The sequence below is a fragment of the Sorangium sp. So ce321 genome (assembly GCF_051530195.1).
Taxonomy (GTDB): Bacteria; Myxococcota_A; Polyangia; order Polyangiales; family Polyangiaceae; genus Sorangium.
The window spans coordinates 2,654,359-2,671,986 of record NZ_CP150329.1 but is presented as its reverse complement, the minus strand read 5'-3'; the positions used below and the strand labels follow the sequence as shown (position 1 = coordinate 2,671,986).

The following is a 17,628-nucleotide window of genomic DNA, read 5'->3' as shown; positions in this document are numbered from 1 at the left end:
TCCGGTGCCTTTCCGGAGGGCGGGGCGCCTGGAGGCGCGCGGCGGACGCGCAGCCGGAGGCCGGCGCCGTGAAGGAGGGAGGCCATGGGTCGCGGGACGCCGGTCATGCGATCCAGGAGAGCGCTCACCTCGCTCGGCGTGAGCACCGCGGGGAGGCGCGGGGCGCTTCGCTCAGGTGAAAACGGTGAGCGCGCTCGATCGCGGACAAATCCCGGCCGCGATCGACGGGTTCCGCCGAGCGCTCACGTTCGATCCGGAGGAGCCGCGCGCGCACGCGCTGCGCGCCGTTGCCCTCTCGCTGCTGAAGCGGCTCGGGGCGGCGCTCATCGAGGCGCAGACGGCGCGCCGGCTCTCCCCCGCGGCGCCGCTCACGCACCTGGTCCTCGGCCGCGTCCTGCTCGCGCACCGGAGGCTGAGCGAGGCGCGGGAGCATGTTGCCACGGCCCGTGGCCTCGCTCTCTCGGATCCCGCGCCCCTCCGCGGCCTCGCCGCCGTCGAGCGGTACCCTGATCGCGACGATCGCGCCGTCGAGCTCCTGACCCAGGCACTCGATCTGGCCCCGCAGGACGTCGAGCCCCTCGTCGCCCTCGCCGATGCACACCTCGCGCGCGGCCGCGTCGACGACGCCGAACACTGGGCGCGCGCCGCGCGGGAGGCCGAGCCTGAGCACGCCGACGCGCTCGTCCTCCCGGGGCACGTGCTGCTCCGGCGCGGGGACGTGAGCGGCGCGCGCGAGCACGCGGCCTGGGCGCTCCGCACCGACGTGAGCGATCCGGACGCGCTGAGGCTCCTCGCCGTCATCAAGGCGCGCGAGAGCTTGCTCCTCGGCCTCTGGTTCCGGGGGAGCTCCGTGCTCGCGGGGCTCGGTCCGAGCGCGATGCTCGTCCTCCTCGCCGCGGATCTCGCCCCAGGACCCGCCGCTGCGTTGACGGCCGCTCCCGTGGCGGCTCTCCGCGGCGGGGACGTCCACCGCGCGTCGTGCGCTCGGAGCACGTGAGCGCAGCCGGCGAGCAGGCCTTAGCCATTGTCGTTGCTCGGCCCTTCCGGTGGCCCCTCGGGCGCGTCCCACCCGCCGGGTGGCTCCTCGATGCCCAGCGCGGCGAGGAGCTCGCGGGCGGCCTCCGAGACGTCGGTCGGGATCTCGGGCCCTGGCTCCCAGGCCGACAGCAGGGCGCGGAGCCTCCGGGCAGGCGCGGCGAATCGCTGCTGGTCGAGCTCCGCTCCGAAGGCGGACAGGAGCTGGTCCACATGCTCGACCAGGTGCTCTCGCGACGGCCACGACGTCGCCCTGGCCCACAAGCGCGGCGAGGCGAGCGCGCCGGCGATGTTCACGGCGCCCGCAACCGCCTGGGCCAGCTGGGCCGCCTTCTTCGAGGCGTCTCCGTAGCTCCGCGGCGCGCCCGCAGCCTCCGCTGCGGGCGGCGGCTCCGCATCGTCCGTGTCGCGGTCGACCGCGCGAACCTGGTAGCCGTCGTCGTCCTCCCAGCCGCCGGGGGGCTTCCTTCCGCCAATGGAGAGGATAAACCTCCGGGCCGCCTCGTGGACCGCCTGCGGGACCTTCTCGCCTTCTCTCCACATGAGAGCCGCCTCCCGAAGCTCGCGCGCCCGCTCGCGGCTGTTCTCGATCGGATCGATCGCGATGTAGAGGTCGAGCGCCGAGAGCAGCTCCGCGCGCGTCGGTTGCCTCTCGAGGGTCGACAGCCTGCGGGCCGAGGTCATCTCATCCATTAGAAGCACGGCCTTGTTGAATGCCTCGGCCTCCGTGTCACGGTGCGATATCGGCTGGAGGGCGCGCGGTTCTCTCGGGCAATTGGACTTCATGGTCATCGGCTCCTGCTCACGGATGAGCGATACAAACGGGTCCGAAGAATGTGTCCCTGAGCGCCGAGATGGCACCGGCACCGACGGCGACAACCTCGGGAGGCGACGTCCCGAGCTGGACGCAGACATAAGAGCACCACGACCGTATGACGACGTTCTGCAGGAGCTCGTTCACTAAGTCCGGGCAGGTGGGGCACTTCGCTTTGCCGCAGTCGTCGACAAAGCAGATGTGGCGAACGGCAGGGATATACCCCTGTTGGCATTCCGATGTGTACTTGCAGCTATAGTCTCTCCCGCACTCGTACTTTGGACTCAACGTATACGCGAGCACGGATCGGTCGGTGCCCGCGAGCCACGCCCGCGCCTGCTCCATCGCTCCCGGCGCGTACTGCTCCAGGAGCGCCCTGAGGGTCTCGTCGTCGATCGCGGCCGGATCGATTTGCGCGGCCTCGACCGCGCCGGCCAGGGCGCACGTCATGTTCCCGGCCAGGGCTGACGCGAACGCCAGCTCCTCCGGGTCGAGCTGCGCATAGGCTTCCTCGCCCAGATGCTGCTCTTCCGGGCTGACGCCCGTCCCGTCATCGACGGCCCCGCTGCCGCCCGTCCCGTCGTCGACGGCCTCGCTGCCGCCCGTCCCGTCGTCGACGGGACCGCTGCCGCCCGCTCCGTCCTCGGGGGTGCTGTCCCCGTCGCCGGAGCCAGGCCACGCCCCATCCTCATCCCCCGAACCCACCCGGATGACGCATCCGGGAACCACGGCATACCCGGCCAGCCCCACGAGCACGACCGCCACAAGCCCTTGAGTCGCTCGCTTTGCCATCCCACCCTCGCTGAACCATGGCTGGCGGCATTCCGCCACCAGCAAGCTGTCGAGGCGCGTACCATGCGCGCTCTCCCACCACAAGCGAGCGGCAGACGAGGTGCCGGCAAGCCGCGCAGCGGCCCTATGGCCACGCGCACACCGGCGAACCCCAGCGACGCCAGCCTGAGCGGCGCGGGCGCGAAGGACGGCGCCCGGTGCGAGGACGGCCGCCGTGGGGGAGACGGCGCGCCGGGCGCGCCCCGGCGCAGCCGGCCAGGGTGGACGCCTCACCGGAGCCGGGTGGGAAGGCGTGCCCGGCAGCCAGGGCGGCACGGGAGCGCCCGACCAGGGGGGCGGCGGGGGCGGCGGCGCGCCGGGTGGGCGGAGCGCCTGCGGCAACGCGGCGCTGGGCGGCGCCGGGGGCGGCCGAACCGAAGCAGCGACGGCTTCGCCGCCGAGACGATGCGCTTCTCGCCGTAGCGGCCTGCGCTGGCCCTTACTTGGGCGGGGGCCGCACCTTACGCCTGGCCTGCGCCCCTCGCTGCTGTCCCGTCCCGCGCTCGTCCCGACGATCGAGGCGACACGACGTCCGGATATCCCCATCGAAGTGCGGGACAAGACCCGAGAACCCACGCGTCCTATGCGAGACGGCGCACGACCGATCAGAGTTGCCCATAATCACGAGGCCGAGCGCTCTTTTCTTTCTCATTAGACTCGAGATCGACGACAATCCCAAGACGCGATTCAACATAGACCGCCCAGACGCCCCCTTGCCACGAAACGCCAACCCAAGTGTTCATCTCCGCTATCGACAATAGCCATTTTACACTTCGCGCCTGCCTGCCGCCGTGGCAGTTTGTCAGCTGCTCCGTCGCAATATCCCGCGGAAGTGATAGGATGGCATCCATGGTTGAGTCCACCGCCGAGCGCCCAGCGACCGGTCCGTATCCTCAGCTCGGCGCGATCGCCGCCTGGCTCGGCGTGGCCCACGCCGGGGCCCCCGAGATCAGCGCGTGGGTAGGCGGAATGAGAGTCGTCGTCTCGCTCCAGATCAACAGTGGAATCGTCTGCGGGATGTCCATTCACGTTCCGCGCGCGGGTCTCCTGAACATGACGCTACGGCCCGAGTCCTCGAGAGACGTGCGCGGCAAGGAGCTCGGCATCAACCGTGAGGTGCAATGGGGCGACGCGGATTTCAACGCTCGCGTCTACGTCGAGACCGACGCCCCCGACGTCGCGGTGCGCGCGCTCCTCGAGTCATCACGAGCGCGCGCGGCGGTGGTTGCCCTGCTGCGCTGGTGCCCGCAGATCGTGCTCTCCGCCACCGGGATCCACGCCACGACCGATAAGCACCCCGAGCTCTTCGACCCGGCGCATTTCTCCGGCGTTCTCGCCGCGATCCGCGAGCTCGCCACCGTTCCCGCGGTTCACGTCGACCCGGCTGAGCTCCGCGGGCGCACCGGGATCGTGCTCGTCGTGCTCGCCGTCGTCGCGACACCCGTGGTGCTCGGCGCGGCGCTGGCCGCGCTGGGGACCTTTCCCCCGCAGCGCGCGACGCTCCCGTTCATCGGCCTGGCGTCGGGGCTCGGCCTCTGGCCCCTCATCCGGCCGTTGCTCGCGCTACACGTCCGAGGCCACTCGCGCGCCTATCGTTACTATCTGGCGCTCGCCGTGATGACCTTCATCGACCTGCCAGCCCTGGGATGTGCGCTCGCGGTAGGGATCAACGGCGCAGCCGATCGCTCGCCGGAAGACAAGCAGGTGGGCGTGATCGCGACGATCCGTCAGGTCCACAACGACGATGGCAACAAGACCGACACGACCACGAGGTGGCTCGATGGCTCGACCAGCAGCCACATGTTCGACGACCCAGCCCACCAGCTCCGCGTGGGCGATCCGGTCGTGATCGTCCGACGAGCGGGGTTCTTCGGCTTCGCTTGGCAGCAGGAGTCGGCGGTCGCCTACTGGAATTCCGGTGGAAGGGTGCCGTGATGGATTCCGTTGGAGGAGGGGCGTCGAGCGCGGCGAAGAGCTCCGTCTGCGGCGTCGGGTCCGGCGACGATCATGTCGGATCGCGTCGAGATACCCCGCGAGAGGTGCACCTCGCGCGCGGCCGCGGCGACGACGCCGCGCGCTGGAGGCCGAGCCTGAGCACGCCGACGCGCTCGTCCTCCTGGGGCACGTGCTCCTCCGGCGCGGGGGACGTGAGCGGCGCGCGCGAGCACGCGGTCTGGGCGCTCCGCACCGACGTGAGCGATCCGGACGCGCTGAGGCTCCTCGCCGCCATCAAGGCGCGCGAGCGCCTGCTCCTCGGCCTCGGGTTCCGGTGGAGCTCGGTGCTCGCGGGGCTCGGTCCGAGCGCGAGGCTCGTCCTCCTCGGGGGTCGCCCCAGGACCCGCCGCTGCGTTGACGGCCCCTCCCGTGGCGGCTCTCCGCGGCGCGAACGTCCACCGCGCGTCGTGGGCTCAGGTCACGCGCAGCGCAGCCGGCGAGCAGGCCTTAGCCATTGTCGTTGCTCGGCCCTTCCCGCGGCCTCTCGGGCGCGTCCCACCCGCCGGGTGGCTCCTCAATACCCACCGCGGCGAGGAGCTCGCGGGCGGCCTCCGAGACGTCGGCCGGGAGCTCGGGCCCCGGCTCCCAGGCCGACAGCAGGGCGCGGAGCCTCCGGGCAGGCGCGGTGAACTTCTGTTGTTCGAGCTCCGCTCCGAAGGCGGAGAGGAGCTGGTCCACGTGCTCGACCAGGTGCTCTCGCGACGGCCACGTCGTCGCCTTGGCCCACAGGCGCGGCGAGGCGAGCGCGCCGGCGAGGTTCACGACGCCCGCCACCGCCTGGGCCAGCCGGGCCGCCTGCTTCGATGCATCGCTGTAGCTCCGGGACGCGGCCGCGGACGCCGCTTCGGGCGGTGGCTCCGCGCCGTCCGTGTCGCGATCGATCGCCCGGACCTGGTAGCCGTCGTCGTTCTCCCAGCCGCAGGCGGGCTCCCGTACGCCGAGGGAGAGCACGAATTGCCGGGTCGCCTCGTAGACCGCCTGCGGGATCTCCTCGCCTTCTCTCCAGGTGAGGACCGCCTCCCGGAGCTCGCGCGCTCGCTCACGGGGCTGCTCGAGCGGGAAGTACGCGATGTAGTCGTCGGCCGCCTGGAGGACTTCCGAGCGCGTCGGTCGTCTCACGAGGGTCGACAGCCGGCGAGCCGAGGTCATCTCACGCAACAGGTATAAGGCGTTGTCGAGGGCCTCGCCCTCCTTGTCGTCACGGTCCGATGTTCGACGGATAGTGCGCGGCTCTCGCGGTTGGGTCGGCTTCACGTATCGTCTCTCTTGCTCACGGATACGGCATCCAGACGGGTCCGAAGTAGATGTTTCACGCGCTGAGGCTCGTCGCCGCCATCAAGGCGCGCGAGAGCTTGCTCCTCGGCCTCTGGTTCCGGGTGAGCTCTGTGCTCGCGGGGCTCGGTCCGAGCGCGATGTTCGTCCTCCTCGCCGCGGATGTCGCCCCAGGGCCCAGCCGCTGCGTTGACGGCCCCTCCCGTGGCGGCTCTCCGCGGCGGGGACGTCCACCGCGCGTCGTGCGCTCGGGTCACGCGCAGCGCAGCCGGATAGCAGGCCTCATCCGCTGTCGTTGCTCGGCCCTTCCGGCGGCCCCTCGGGCGCGTCCCGCCCGTTGGGTGGCTCCTCAATGCCCAGCGCGGCAAGGAGATCGCGGGCGGCCTCCGAGACGTCGGCGGGGACATGGGGCCCCGGCTCCCAGGCCGACAGCAGCGCGCGGAGCCTCCGGGCGGGCGCGGCGAATTTCTGTTGAGCAAGCTCCGCTCCGAAGGCGGACAGGAGCTGGTCCACGTGCTCGACCAGGTGCTCTCGCGATGGCCACGGCGTCGCCTTGGCCCACAGCGAGGGCGAGGCGAGCAGTTCAGCGACGTTCACTGCGCCCGCGAGTGCCTGGGCCAGCTGGGCCGCCTTCTTCGACGCATCGCTGTAGCTCCGCGGCGCGGCCGTGGTCTCCGTTTTGGGCGGCGGCTCCGCTTCGTCCGTTTCGCGATCGATTGCCCGGACCTGGTAGCCGTCGTCGTTCTCCCAGCCGCAGGCAGGCTCCCTTATGCCAAGCGAAAGACAGAAACGCCGGACCGCCTCATGGACCGCCTGCGGGATCTCCTCGCCCTCTCTCCAGGTAAGAACCGCCTCCCGGAGCTCGCGCGCTCGCTCGCGGGGCTGCTCGAGCGGGAAATACGCGATGTAGTCGTCGGCCGCCTGGAGGACTTCCGGGCGCGTCGGTCGTCTCACGAGGGTCGACAGCCTGCGGGCCGAGGTCATCTCACGCAGCAGGTCGAACGCGTTGTCGAGGGCCTCGCCCTCCTTGTCGTCATGCTTCGATGTTCGACGCATGGTGCGCGGCTCTCGCGGTTGGGTAGGCTTCACGGCATCGTCTCTCCGGCTCACGGATACGGCATACAGACGGGTCCGAAGTAGATGTTCCTGAGCGCCGAGATGGCGCCGGCGCCGACGGCGACGACCTCGGACGGCGACGTCCCGGTCTTGACGCAGACGTAAGAGCACCACGACCGTATGGCGATGTTCTGCAGGAGCTCGTTCACGAAGTCCGGGTAGGTGGGGCACTTCGCCTTCCCGCAGTCGTTGATGATGCAACGATGACTCATGGCAGGTATGTAGCCCTGCTGGCACCGTGGCTGACGTTCGCAGCCGTAGTCTGCCTCGCATTCGTACTTTGGTATCACCGTGTATGCGAGCATTGACGGATCGGTGCCCGAGAGCCACGCCCGCGCCTGCTCCAGCGCTCCCGGCGCGTACTGCTCCAGGAGCGCCCTGAGGGTCTCGTCATCGAGCGTGGCCGGATCGATCTGCGCGGACTCGACCGCACCGGTGAGCGCGCACGTCATGTTCCCGGCCAAGGCTGAAGCGAACGCCAGCTCCTCTGGATCGATCTGCGCGTAGGCATCCTCGACCAGCTGCTGCTCCTCCGGGCTGACGCCCGTGCCCTCGTCGACGGCCTCGCTGCCGCCCGTACCGTCGTCGACGGGACCGCTGCCGCCCGCGCCGTCCTCGGGGCGCTGTCCCCGTCGGCGGAGCCAGGCCACGCCCCGTCCCCATCCCCTGGGCCCACCCGGATGACGCATCCGGGGACCACGGCATACCCGGTCAGCCATACGAGCACGACCGCCACAAGCTCTTGAGCCGCGCGCTTCGCCATCCCACCCTCGCTGACCCATGGCTGGCGGCATTCCGCCACCAGCAAGCTGTCGAGGCGCGTACCATGCGCGCTCTCCCACCACAAGCGAGCGGCAGACGAGGTGCCGGCAAGCCGCGCAGCGCCCCGATGGCCGAGGGCACACCGGCGAACCCCAGCGACGCCCGCCTGAGCGGCGCGGGCCTGAAGGACGGCGCCCGGTGCGAGCACGGATGCGATGGGCAAGATGGTGCACCGGGCGAGCCCGGTGCTAGCGGCTGGCGGCCGGGGTGGACGCCTCACCGAGGCCGGGTGGGAAGGCGTGCCCGGAGGCCAAGGCGGTACGGGAGCACCCGGCCAAGGGGATGGCGGGGGCGGCGGCGCGCCGGGTGGCCGGAGCGCCTGCGGCAACGCGGCGCTAGGCGGCGCGTCGGGCGGCTCGGGCGGCGGCGCGGGCGGCGCGAGCATCGCAATCTTCGCCCATCCGGGCAGCAAGCTGATCCTCCAAGAGATCCAGGTCATCACGGGCAAGGGCGGCGCCGGAGGCAGAGGGGGCCAAGGCCAGTCCGGCGGGGTTGGCCTGCAAGGAGGCCCGCCGGGGCGACCACCGCCCATGCTCGGTGAATACGCTTGCCGGCATGTTGGGCCCTATGCGTACCGCAGGGCGTCCTGAGTACCCTGCGGGTTCACAAGCTAGGCTCTCTCCAGTTTTCGAGCACGAGCGGGTACCCCGCATCTTGGATCTTGACGAAATGACGCGTGTTTCCGGTTGCGACGGGAAGCCCGTGACGGATCGCCGTCGCTGCGATCAGGGTATCCTCGATCGTCAACTTGCTCCCCAGGCGTTCGAGATCGGCTCGGATCCGGCCCGCGAGCTCGGCTGCCGTGGGGTCGAGCCACAAAACCTCTGCTCGCGCCAGCAGCGACAAGAACTGTTGAATCCGATCGTCACGACCCACGCGTGAATAGCCGTAGACTACCTCCATGACGGTGATCACCGAGAGCGTATAGCGCCCTAGCTCCGCGTGATACTTGCGCGCCCTCTCTGCGACGGTCGGATCCTTCGCCTTGAGGATCTCGGACCAGATGTCCGTATCAAGAATGGTTCTCGTCGCCATTGAAAGCCTCGCGCCCCTGGTGGCGCGACGTGATCGCGACATGGTGGATCTCGTCGGCGAGCTCCGGCTCGTCAGCGAGCAGTCCCAGGAACGGATCGTCCGATGGGCTCGCCAGCCCCGCCGGCTCGCTCGGGGTGCCGCCAAGCTCCCGAACGATGCGTTCGATGAGCGTGCGCTGCGCATCGGTCGGAAGACTACGGATCTCCTCGAAGATTTGCTCGGCGTCCATCATGCCCGACCTCCACTTTCGCCGCTGTCCAGTCTACCACGTCGCGCCGTTCCCGCCGCTGCAGCCGCTCTGGGGACGCAGGCAACGCTGGAGGCCGGGCGCCCGTCAAGGGCAGCCTCGGAGCGAACGGTGGCGCAGGGATCGCTGGAGTAGAAGCGGCACCTGCGCCGGACTGCACCCCACCCCTGCCCGGTCGAGCGCAATCCCCGGCGGACCGAGCGCCGTCGTCGTGAGACCCCGAGCATCCTGGCCGTGGAAGCGGGCCCCGATGGAGAGCGAGGCAGGCGCCGGTGGATGGCGCTCCCGCTGCTCACGTGTCCACGGCTCTCGTTCGTCGGGCCTGGGAGACCGCGGTCACGCAGGCCCACCCGCGCAGCATGATGCCGGCGGCCCAACATCGTCGTGGTGGCCGCGATCGACGGGTTCCGCCGGGCGCTCACGCTCGATCCGGACGAGCCGCGCGCGGACGCGCTGCTCGCCGTGGCCCTCTTGCGGCGGAAGCGGCTCGGGGCGGCGCTCATCGAGGCGCAGACGGCGCGCCCCGGCTCTCCCCCGCGGCGCCGCTCACGCACCTGGTCCTCGGCCGCGCCTGCTCGCGCACCGCAGGCCGAGCGAGGCGCGGGAGCATGTTGCCACGGCCCGTGCCTCGCTCCATCGGACCCCGCGCCCCTCCGCGGCCCTCGCCGCCGTCGCGCGGTACCCTGATCGCGACGATCGCGCCGTCGAGCTCCTGATCCTGGCGCTCGAGCTGGCCCCGGAGGACGTCGAGACGCTCGTCCCCCTCGGCGATGCGCTCCTCGCGCGCGGCCGCGTCGACGACGCCGAGCGCTGGGCGCGCGCCGCGCTGGAGGCCGAGCCTGAGCACGCCGACGCGCTCGTCCTCATGGGGCACGTGCTCCTCTGGCGCCGGACGTGAGCGGCGCGCGCGAGCACGCGGTCTCGGCGCTCCGCACCGACGTGAGCGATCCGGACGCGCTGAGGCTCCTCGCCGTCATCAAGGCGCGCGAGAGCTTGCTCCTCGGCCTCTGGTTCCGGGTGAGCTCGGTGCTCGCGGGGCTCGGTCCGAGCGCGAGGCTCGTCCTCCTCGCCGCGGATGTCGCCCCAGGACCCGCCGCTGCGTTGACGGCCCCTCCCGTGGCGGCTCTCCGCGGCGGGAACGTCCACCGGAGCGCGAGAGCTTGCGTCCCTCGTCGTGGCGTTCAACTCGAGCCCATCAGGAGTCGGCGCCCCGCTCCTGGCGTCATCTCAGGCGCGCTCCAGGTCCTCAGCTTCAGCAACGACTCCGATGCCTTCGCACGCTGCACGCACGGTAGCCTCATCCAGCAGCCCGGAGCGGTAGCAGCGCAGCAAGAACCGATAAACCGAGGCGCGAACTCTGCCTCGGGCAGCTTCCATCTGCTCCGACGGGATCCTGGTAGGCGCTGGTGGGGTCTGTGGGCCGAGCTCGCAGCGCCCTCCGCAGATCGGGCAGTACCCCGAGACCTTTGTTCCATGCGCCTTGACCCACCCGACCTGAGCTTCGCGAAGGCGACTGAACCGCTGCGGGTACTCATCGATCGTGCGCAGGGCGTGGGCAGCCTCGTCCAGCCAGAAGTCCAGGTTGGCGACCTGCCCGGCGAGCTGGTGGACGTTCGCGTGTGCGAACCGTTCGAGCTGGTCCGCAAGTAGCTCAGCTCTGTCAACGCTGTACACCATCCAGAACTTCTCGATAACCCGCCATCAAAGACCTATCGCCCAAGAACGACGAGCCGATGAAACCGCGCACCGGAGGCCGCGCGAGGCGCGGGAGCATGTTGCCACGGCCCGTGACCTCGCTCCATAAAAGCTGCATGACTCGCGCGCATCGCGCAAGCGCCTCGTGCGCGTCGCGATAACCCGGCGACACGATTTTTGCCCCACTCAACAACTTGAATGGTAACGCAAATTCGGCGCGCGTGACGGCGTGGGCTCGATCCGCGAGGCTTCACCGGGCGCCACCCCTCGCCCCAGGGCATCGCCTGGATATATACTGGGCAGCGGAGGCTCGATGATGCCGGTGTGTAGCAGGCGGGTCTGGATTGCAGCGGCAGGACTCGTCGCAGCAGGAGCCCCATCGGCTTGCGGTAGGACGTCTCCTGACGCTCCAGGCATCGCGGGCGACAGTGAAGGGGCAAGCTCCTCCGCGGGCGGAGGTGTTGGAGGAAGCGGCGCGGGCGGAACCATGGGCAAAGGCTCCGGCCCGGGTGGCCTGTTCGACTCGGCTGGGTCGAGCGACGGCGGCGCGGCAGCGAGCTCGGGCGGCATGGCCCCGGGCGGCACCGGCGGGGCTCCGGGAGGAACCGGCGGGAGCGCGGGGACGCCCACGGAGCTGGACTGCGCCACGGCGCGGCCCAGCTCGGGCTCGCTGTATTTGCAGCACCAGATCGAGGTCGACGACTTGCCGCTCATCTCGGAAGTCCAGGGGGACCTGGAGCTCGGCGAAGGGGTGAATCGGCTGCAACGCCTTGGCTGTCTACGGCACGTCACGGGCTCGGTCGACATCCGGTACACGCGTACCCTCTCCACGCTCGAGGGGCTCGAGCGGCTCGAGTCCATCGGGGCGAGCTTGACGATCGAGAGCAACGATGCGCTCGCGAGCGTGACGGGGCTTCAGGGCCTGAAGACCGTGGGGGGCGCGTTGACCATCGACTCGAACCTCCGCCTCGCTGACCTGGGCGGGCTCGAGAACCTGACGACGGTGCGCGCTGGCGGCGTCCGGATCGAGAACAGCCCCGCCCTGGTGAGCCTCGCCGGGCTGCGCAACCTGACCGCCACGGGCGCAGTGGAGCTCAAGTACAACCCGGGTCTCAAGAACTTGCAGGGCCTCGAAGGCCTGAGTCAGCTCGCCACCCTCCTCGTCAGTGACAACGCGAACCTCGAAAACCTCGAGGGGCTCCCGGCGCTCGCGACGATCTACCAGGACCTCACCATCGGGAGCAACCCCGTGCTCACTTCCCTCGATGGGCTCTCTGCGCTCCAGGCGATCGAGCAAAGCCTCATCATCTCGAACAACCCGGAGCTCACCCGCATCGATGGGCTCTCTTCGCTCGAGCGGATCCACTACCGTCTCGAGATCACGTACAACCCGAAGCTCCCCACCTGTGAAGCCGAAGAGCTCCGTGAGCGGACCGGGGTTCCACGAGCGGACCTGATCGACAACGACGACGCGGCGACGTGCCCCTGACGCTCAAGCACCTGACGCCTCACGTCGACAAGCTCTTCATACCCCGAGGCATCCGCGCGATGAACGATTGGACGGTGACGACGGCGCGGGGGAAGCGGCTCGGGTCATGAGCCCTGCAGCCGGCCGGCGACGGCCACCACGTGGCTCAGCGATTGACCGTCACCATCGCCAGGCGCGTGGCTCAGCGTGGCACACGCGGCCCCTGGATCGCGGCCGATACCGTTGCTTTCGCCTTCAGCGGAATGGCATGGCACTTGCCGTTCTCACCGCCATGAGCACCATCTCCCGATTCGGAGCGATCTGCGCCACGGTGTGGATCGCCGCGTGTGGTACAGAGGTCTCGACACGGCGGGATGTCCAGGAGCCCTCGAGCCCCGTGCAGCCAGGCGGGGCGAGCAGGCCGGACGACGCGCCGGGCGGCACCGACGGCTCGGCGCAGGGCGCTTCCTCCGCGCTGCGGCTTCGCGTGCCCGGCGGCGAGCGCGTGCTCCTCGACCGCTTGCTCGTGACATCGGACGCTCCGGCGGTGCTGGACGTCGAGAGCGCGACCGGCCCGACCATCACGCTGGCCACCGACGGCGCGGCGCTCGCTTCCGCGGTGGCGCTCGACGAGGGCGGCGAGGTGCTGGACGCGAGCACGGGCACGGCGGGGTGCTCGCTCCCGATCCCGGGCGAGGCGCGCGTGCTCGTCGTGCCGGATGTCTACCCGAGCATCCAGGGGGCCATCGACGCGGCGGCGTATGGCGATACGGTCTTCGTCCAGCCGGGGGAGTACCACGAGCACCTCCGCCTGCGCTCGGGCGTGAAGCTGGTCGGCGCGGGCGCGACGAAGACGGTGCTCGACGGGCAGGGGCTGGGCGAGAACCTCATCGACTACACCGGCGCCCAGAACGCCGTCGTCCGGGGCTTCACGCTGCGGAACGTGGGCTCGGCAGGGGATTGCTCGCGTGACGTGCTGGGCTGCTCGGGCAACTGGTACGCCGCCGCCGTCTACGCGGACGGCCACAGCGGGGATAACTGGGAAGACTGCGAGCGTCCGTCGCTGCTCCTCACGCAGAACATCATCGAGGGCAACGAGATCGGCGTGATGCTCTACTTCCACGCGCTCGCCGTGGTCCGCAACAACGTGTTCATCCACAACGAGCATGGCTTCGTGGGGAGTCACCTGCAGGATCACGCGGTCGTCGCCCAGAACGTCTTCTACGAGAACCGCGAGCACGCGATCGCCGCCGACGCCGCGGAGCTCGATGTCGTCAACAACGTGATCATCGCGAACGGCGCCGCGCTCGAGCAGGAGCACGTGCAGCGCGGGCGCGTGCGGTGCAACGTGCTCTTCGAGAACGAGCGGCTGGGCAACGTGATCGTGCCCGGTCAGGACGGGAACATCGACGCTGACCCGATCCTCGCGGATCTGCTCGCGGGTGACTTCCACCTGAGCGCCGGCTCGCCGGCGCTGACGGCCGGCTGCCTGGGCAAGGACGGCGAGGAGCACGTCGCCGCGGGCGCCCACGGCGGGGCGCTGGGCTCCTGGTAGCGCCGGAGGGCTGCCGCGCCATCACGAGGGTCGCCGGGCCTCGTCCTGTGACCCGCTCCGCGCGACGACGGCTCGACCTGCGGTGATCACCGCTCGCCTGGCAGCCGGGGCGGGTCACCTCGGGCATGGGCTCTCCCGAGGCCAGCGCCTCGAGGCGGTATCCCACCATGGCGCCAGGCCCGCGTGATGTCGGAGTCCGGGGTGCCTCGTTGAAGGAGCGTCCCGCGCTCGGCGCGAGCTCCCGCTCGGCGCTCCTCCACATGGGCCTTGGCCAGCGCCGCTCCCTCTGGCACGCTCGTCGTTGGTCTCCTCGCGGCGGTGTCCTCACCGGCGATGCGCCCGCGCGGCTGAGCGCGACGTGTCCAGTCAGGGTCCGTACGCTCGGGGAGCGAGGGGGCGAATGCGCGCGAACATCGTCATCGGAAGAGCGATCCGCTGTGCCGCTGGGCTGCTTGCGATCGCCGCGCTCGGCGCGTGCGGCGCGGAGACACCGCCTTACGACGACCTGCCGCTGCGGGACGCGCTGAGCGCCGCGCCGGAGGTCCTCGCGGCCTTGCCCGAGGAAGCCCTCCACGATCTGGCCGTGCGGCTGGAAGAGGCGCACCGCGCGGCGGGAGGAGAGACGGCCATCGACGACGCGGAGATCGCGAGCGTCCCGGCGCTGGTCCGCAGCGCGGACGCGGCGCGGGAGGAGCGCGGGGAGGACGCGATCGTCCTCGGCGCGCTCGAGCCTGCCGCGGAGGGGTTCGTGCTGCGCGCCGTCCCGTCCAGCGCGTCCGTCACGCCGGAGCGCAGGCCCGAGGGGCCGCTCGATCGGCCGGTCCTCGCGGGGGAGCCGGCGTCGCCGGAGACCGCGCAGCTCGAGGACGCGGCGCTCGACGGCCGGGCCGGCGTCATCCTGGCGGAGCTCGCGCGGCGCGCCGATGCGCACGACCTCATCCGCGTCACCGGGCTGCCCGCGGGCGTGGTCGCCCTGGATCGTACCGTGTACGTGAACGCGGCGTGGCTGGTCGCGCTCGGTGCCCTCTCGCCCCCGGGCTCGCCCGCGCTCACCGGCCCTCCGGGCGATGCCGTCGTGATCACCGGAGGACCCCGGATCGAGCCGAGATCCGTGGAGTTCAACCCCTACCACCTGCCGGGATCGATCGCCGAGTGCGCCGCCGACGTGCGGGACGTGTGCACCTGCGCGGTGGCCGGCTCCTGCGATCACGAGCGTACGGACCCGGCGTTCGCGGATGCGCAGGCCGAGTGCTCGTGGGTGAACGCTGGCGCGCTGAACGCCGAGGCGCTCTGCGTGCTCGCGCTGATGAGCATCGAAGGGGTGAAGGAGTGCGTCTACTCCGCGGGCAGCGGCGCCTGCACCGCGCTGCCGATCGCGGGCCGCGACGGCGCGCTCGCGTTCGCCGCGGACGACGGCTGCATGGGGGTGCTCGATCGCTGTCTTCAGTTCGGCAGGCCGACCGTCTCCGCCGGCGTCCCGAGCGTCCCCTCCGGAGGCACGACGGACACGGACTCGGACGGCTGCGGCGGCGGCTGCAAGGGCTGCAACGAGGACGTCTCGGGCTGCAACCAGAACTGCAGCGACTGCAATCAGAATTGCAGCGATTGCAACCAGAACTGCAGCGATTGCAACCAGGATTGCAAGAACGCCAAGGACGGTGATCCGTCGACGACCTGCCGCCTGAGCGCCGGCCGGCGCGACCTGGAGGGGGGCCGCCCGGGCGCGCCGCCGCCGCTGGGCGCCGCGTTCTGGCTGGTCGTGCCCGCGGGCTACATGCTGCTGCGCATCCGGAGGCGGGCGTGAGCGGCGCCGTGATGCTCTGGCTGGAGCGCCACGGTCTGCCGCCGTGGCTCTCGCCGACGTACGCGGTGATGGTCGCCGTCGCGGGGCTCCTCGGGGCGATGGCGTTCTTCTGGCTCGTGCGCCGGGACCGGGGCGACGTCGCCGTCGAGGGCCGCGCGCTGCTCTCGGGCTACGTCGCGGCGCTGCTGGGCGGCTACGTCTTCGAGGCGCTGCGCGCCGCGCCCGAGGCGCTCGCGCGGGGCTCGTGGGGTCCGGTGCTCCACGCGGGCCGCGCCGCATATGGCGGTCTCCTCGCGGGCGTCGTCGTGGCCAGCCTGGTCCTGCTCCGCCACCGCGCGGCCGTGCGCCCGTTCCTCGACCGGCTCGTGCCCGGGCTCGGCGTCACCTACGCCTGCGTGCGCACCGGGTGCTTCCTCGCGGGGTGCGACTACGGCCGCGTCACGGCCGGCGCGCTGGGCGTCCGGTTCCCCGCCGGCAGCCCGGCGGCGATGGACCACGCCGCGGCCGGCTGGGTGCCCCTCGGGGCGCCGAGCCTGCCCGTGCATCCCACGCAGCTCTACGAGGCGGCGCTCGGCGCGCTGGCGAGCGCGATCGCCGCCGTCTGGCTCGTCCGGGGGCATCGGGACGGCCGTGCGTTCGGGACCTGGCTCGCGCTCTACGCCGCGGGGCGGTTCATCATCGAGCTGGTCCGCGGCGATGCCGGACGCGGCGTTTACGGCGGGCTCAGCACCGCCCAGCTCGTCTCGCTGGCGCTCATGCTCGGCCTCGCGGCGGTGGCCCTACGCGCTCGCCGCGGGCGCCGCGCCGCGGCGGCGGTGCCCGCGCTGCTGTCGCTCGCGTCCCTGGGCCTCGCGGCGGGCGACGCCGCGGCCCAGCCGGCGCCCCGCGCGGCGCCGACGGCGGCTCCGCCCGCGGGAGCGAGCTCGGCGCCTGCTCCGGCGCCGCCGCCCGCGGCCTCCCCGTACCCGCCGGCCCCCGCGGGAGGCCCCTCGGCGCCCTCCTACCCGCCCCAGGCCGGCGGATACCAGCCGCCCTACCCGTACCCGCCCCCGGCCGGCGGATACCCACCGCCGTACCCGCCTCCGGCCGGCGGATACCCACCGCCGTACCCGCCCCCGGCCGGCGGATACCCACCGCCGTACCCGCCCCCGGCCGGCGGATACCCACCGCCGTACCCGCCTCCGGCCGGCGGATACCCACCGCCCTATCCCTACGCGCCGCCTCCGGCCGGCGGCTACCCGCCGCCCTATCCCTACGCGCCGCCTCCGGCCGGCGGCTACCCGCCGCCCTACTCTCCCCCGCCTGCGTCTGCTGCACAGCCGCCCCCGCCTGCCGCACAGCCGCCCGAGCGCACGCCGGACGCGCCGGCGAAACCTGCGGCGGCGAGCCCCGAGGTGAACCATCAGGCGGAGGCCAACGCGCGCCGGATGGCGCTCTCGGTCGGGCTCTCCGGCTACTTTGTCCCGGCCCGTTTCGCTGTCGAGGACGGGGTGTCTCTGGATCTCGGCGCCGTGGCGCGCCTCCGCGTGAGCGACACGAACCGCTTCGAGATGGGCGTCGAGCTCCGGGGCCTCTTTGCTGCCGACGCCGACCAGCTGGCTATCGGCGTGCCGCTCCGGTTCGTGATGGCGGTCGGCTCGCACGTCGAGATGTCGGTCGGGATCACGCCAGGCTACCACCGCGTCTTCTTCGAATCCCCCTATTTCGAGGGCGTCGGCGCCCTGGGCGCCCGTTTCGCGTGGGGCATCCAGTTCCCTATCGGATCGCACCTGTTCGTCGGTTTCTCTCCCGCGAGCTTTCTCGTGCTCGGCTCGAACGATGTGGACACGCTCGTCGCGTACGAGCCCGGGGTGTGGATCGGCACCGGATTGCTCTGAGGAATGCAGCAGCTCGATCTTCTCATCGAGCACGGCGACGACCTTGCGCTCGTTGTCGGCAA

Annotated in this window: 15 protein-coding genes; 7 read left to right on the top strand and 8 right to left on the bottom strand. The window is 71.4% G+C overall.

Going from position 1 to position 17,628, the window contains the following annotated elements; genetic code table 11:
• The first annotated feature begins 184 nt into the window (after window positions 1–184).
• A complete protein-coding gene (locus WME89_RS10430; protein WP_438009068.1) occupies window positions 185–997 on the top strand; it encodes a tetratricopeptide repeat protein in 813 nt (270 codons plus the stop codon).
• A 20-nt stretch (window positions 998–1,017) separates the two neighbouring features.
• On the opposite strand, the gene WME89_RS10425 is transcribed toward WME89_RS10430, so the two are convergent.
• Window positions 1,018–1,821, bottom strand: a complete 804-nt coding sequence (locus WME89_RS10425) for a hypothetical protein (protein ID WP_438009067.1) — start codon at window positions 1,819–1,821, stop codon at window positions 1,018–1,020.
• Window positions 1,822–1,837: 16 nt separating this feature from the next.
• The gene (locus WME89_RS10420; protein ID WP_438009066.1) at window positions 1,838–2,641 is read right to left on the bottom strand and encodes a hypothetical protein; all 804 of its coding nucleotides are present in this window, start codon (window positions 2,639–2,641) and stop codon (window positions 1,838–1,840) included.
• A gap of 774 nt (window positions 2,642–3,415) precedes the next feature.
• Between WME89_RS10420 and WME89_RS10415 the strand changes: the two genes are divergently transcribed.
• Window positions 3,416–4,615 (top strand): hypothetical protein, encoded by a 1,200-nt coding sequence (locus WME89_RS10415; RefSeq protein WP_438009065.1) that lies wholly within the window; start codon window positions 3,416–3,418, stop codon window positions 4,613–4,615.
• Between the two features lie 507 nt (window positions 4,616–5,122).
• Here WME89_RS10415 and WME89_RS10410 read toward each other — a convergent pair.
• The 6 genes from WME89_RS10410 to WME89_RS10385 form a co-directional block, all read right to left on the bottom strand.
• Window positions 5,123–5,824 carry a hypothetical protein gene (locus WME89_RS10410; protein WP_438009064.1) on the bottom strand — a complete coding sequence of 234 codons (702 nt, stop codon included), beginning with the start codon at window positions 5,822–5,824 and terminating at the stop codon, window positions 5,123–5,125.
• Between the two features lie 405 nt (window positions 5,825–6,229).
• Complete coding sequence (locus WME89_RS10405) at window positions 6,230–7,057, bottom strand: hypothetical protein (RefSeq protein WP_438009063.1); 828 nt, start codon at window positions 7,055–7,057, stop codon at window positions 6,230–6,232.
• Window positions 7,054–7,713 carry a hypothetical protein gene (locus tag WME89_RS10400; RefSeq protein ID WP_438009062.1) on the bottom strand — a complete coding sequence of 220 codons (660 nt, stop codon included), beginning with the start codon at window positions 7,711–7,713 and terminating at the stop codon, window positions 7,054–7,056. Before WME89_RS10400 ends, WME89_RS10405 begins: the two co-directional genes overlap by 4 nt.
• 775 nt (window positions 7,714–8,488) lie before the next feature.
• On the bottom strand, window positions 8,489–8,920 hold the full coding sequence (locus WME89_RS10395) for a type II toxin-antitoxin system VapC family toxin (protein WP_438009061.1): 432 nt from the start codon (window positions 8,918–8,920) through the stop codon (window positions 8,489–8,491).
• Entirely contained in the window at window positions 8,898–9,152 is a 255-nt protein-coding gene (locus tag WME89_RS10390; protein WP_438009060.1) for a hypothetical protein, read from the bottom strand. The genes WME89_RS10395 and WME89_RS10390 overlap by 23 nt, the downstream gene beginning before the upstream one ends.
• 514 nt (window positions 9,153–9,666) lie before the next feature.
• Complete coding sequence (locus WME89_RS10385) at window positions 9,667–10,041, bottom strand: hypothetical protein (protein ID WP_438009059.1); 375 nt, start codon at window positions 10,039–10,041, stop codon at window positions 9,667–9,669.
• A 599-nt stretch (window positions 10,042–10,640) separates the two neighbouring features.
• Here WME89_RS10385 and WME89_RS10380 point away from each other — a divergent pair.
• The 5 genes from WME89_RS10380 (at window position 10,641) to WME89_RS10360 (ending at window position 17,566) form a co-directional block, all read left to right on the top strand.
• A complete protein-coding gene (locus WME89_RS10380) occupies window positions 10,641–10,817 on the top strand; it encodes a hypothetical protein (protein WP_437624975.1) in 177 nt (58 codons plus the stop codon).
• A gap of 532 nt (window positions 10,818–11,349) precedes the next feature.
• Window positions 11,350–12,351 (top strand): hypothetical protein, encoded by a 1,002-nt coding sequence (locus tag WME89_RS10375; RefSeq protein ID WP_438009058.1) that lies wholly within the window; start codon window positions 11,350–11,352, stop codon window positions 12,349–12,351.
• Between the two features lie 247 nt (window positions 12,352–12,598).
• Entirely contained in the window at window positions 12,599–13,885 is a 1,287-nt protein-coding gene (locus WME89_RS10370) for a NosD domain-containing protein (RefSeq protein ID WP_438009057.1), read from the top strand.
• Between the two features lie 400 nt (window positions 13,886–14,285).
• Entirely contained in the window at window positions 14,286–15,689 is a 1,404-nt protein-coding gene (locus tag WME89_RS10365; RefSeq protein ID WP_438009056.1) for a hypothetical protein, read from the top strand.
• Window positions 15,686–17,566: a prolipoprotein diacylglyceryl transferase gene (locus WME89_RS10360; protein WP_438009055.1), complete on the top strand. Its 1,881-nt coding sequence runs from the start codon at window positions 15,686–15,688 to the stop codon at window positions 17,564–17,566. Before WME89_RS10365 ends, WME89_RS10360 begins: the two co-directional genes overlap by 4 nt.
• Window positions 17,567–17,628: the final 62 nt, after the last annotated feature.

What these genes read in the sequence shown, in the direction of transcription:
- WME89_RS10410 (WP_438009064.1), bottom strand. Translation starts at nt 5,824, where the DNA reads ATGACCTCGGCTCGCCGGCTGTCGACCCTCGTGAGACGACCGACGCGC.
- WME89_RS10390 (WP_438009060.1), bottom strand. Translation starts at nt 9,152, where the DNA reads ATGATGGACGCCGAGCAAATCTTCGAGGAGATCCGTAGTCTTCCGACC.
- WME89_RS10425 (WP_438009067.1), bottom strand. Translation starts at nt 1,821, where the DNA reads ATGAAGTCCAATTGCCCGAGAGAACCGCGCGCCCTCCAGCCGATATCG.
- WME89_RS10420 (WP_438009066.1), bottom strand. Translation starts at nt 2,641, where the DNA reads ATGGCAAAGCGAGCGACTCAAGGGCTTGTGGCGGTCGTGCTCGTGGGG.
- WME89_RS10370 (WP_438009057.1), top strand. Translation starts at nt 12,599, where the DNA reads ATGGCACTTGCCGTTCTCACCGCCATGAGCACCATCTCCCGATTCGGA.
- WME89_RS10380 (WP_437624975.1), top strand. Translation starts at nt 10,641, where the DNA reads ATGCGCCTTGACCCACCCGACCTGAGCTTCGCGAAGGCGACTGAACCG.
- WME89_RS10365 (WP_438009056.1), top strand. Translation starts at nt 14,286, where the DNA reads ATGCGCGCGAACATCGTCATCGGAAGAGCGATCCGCTGTGCCGCTGGG.
- WME89_RS10375 (WP_438009058.1), top strand. Translation starts at nt 11,350, where the DNA reads ATGGGCAAAGGCTCCGGCCCGGGTGGCCTGTTCGACTCGGCTGGGTCG.
- WME89_RS10395 (WP_438009061.1), bottom strand. Translation starts at nt 8,920, where the DNA reads ATGGCGACGAGAACCATTCTTGATACGGACATCTGGTCCGAGATCCTC.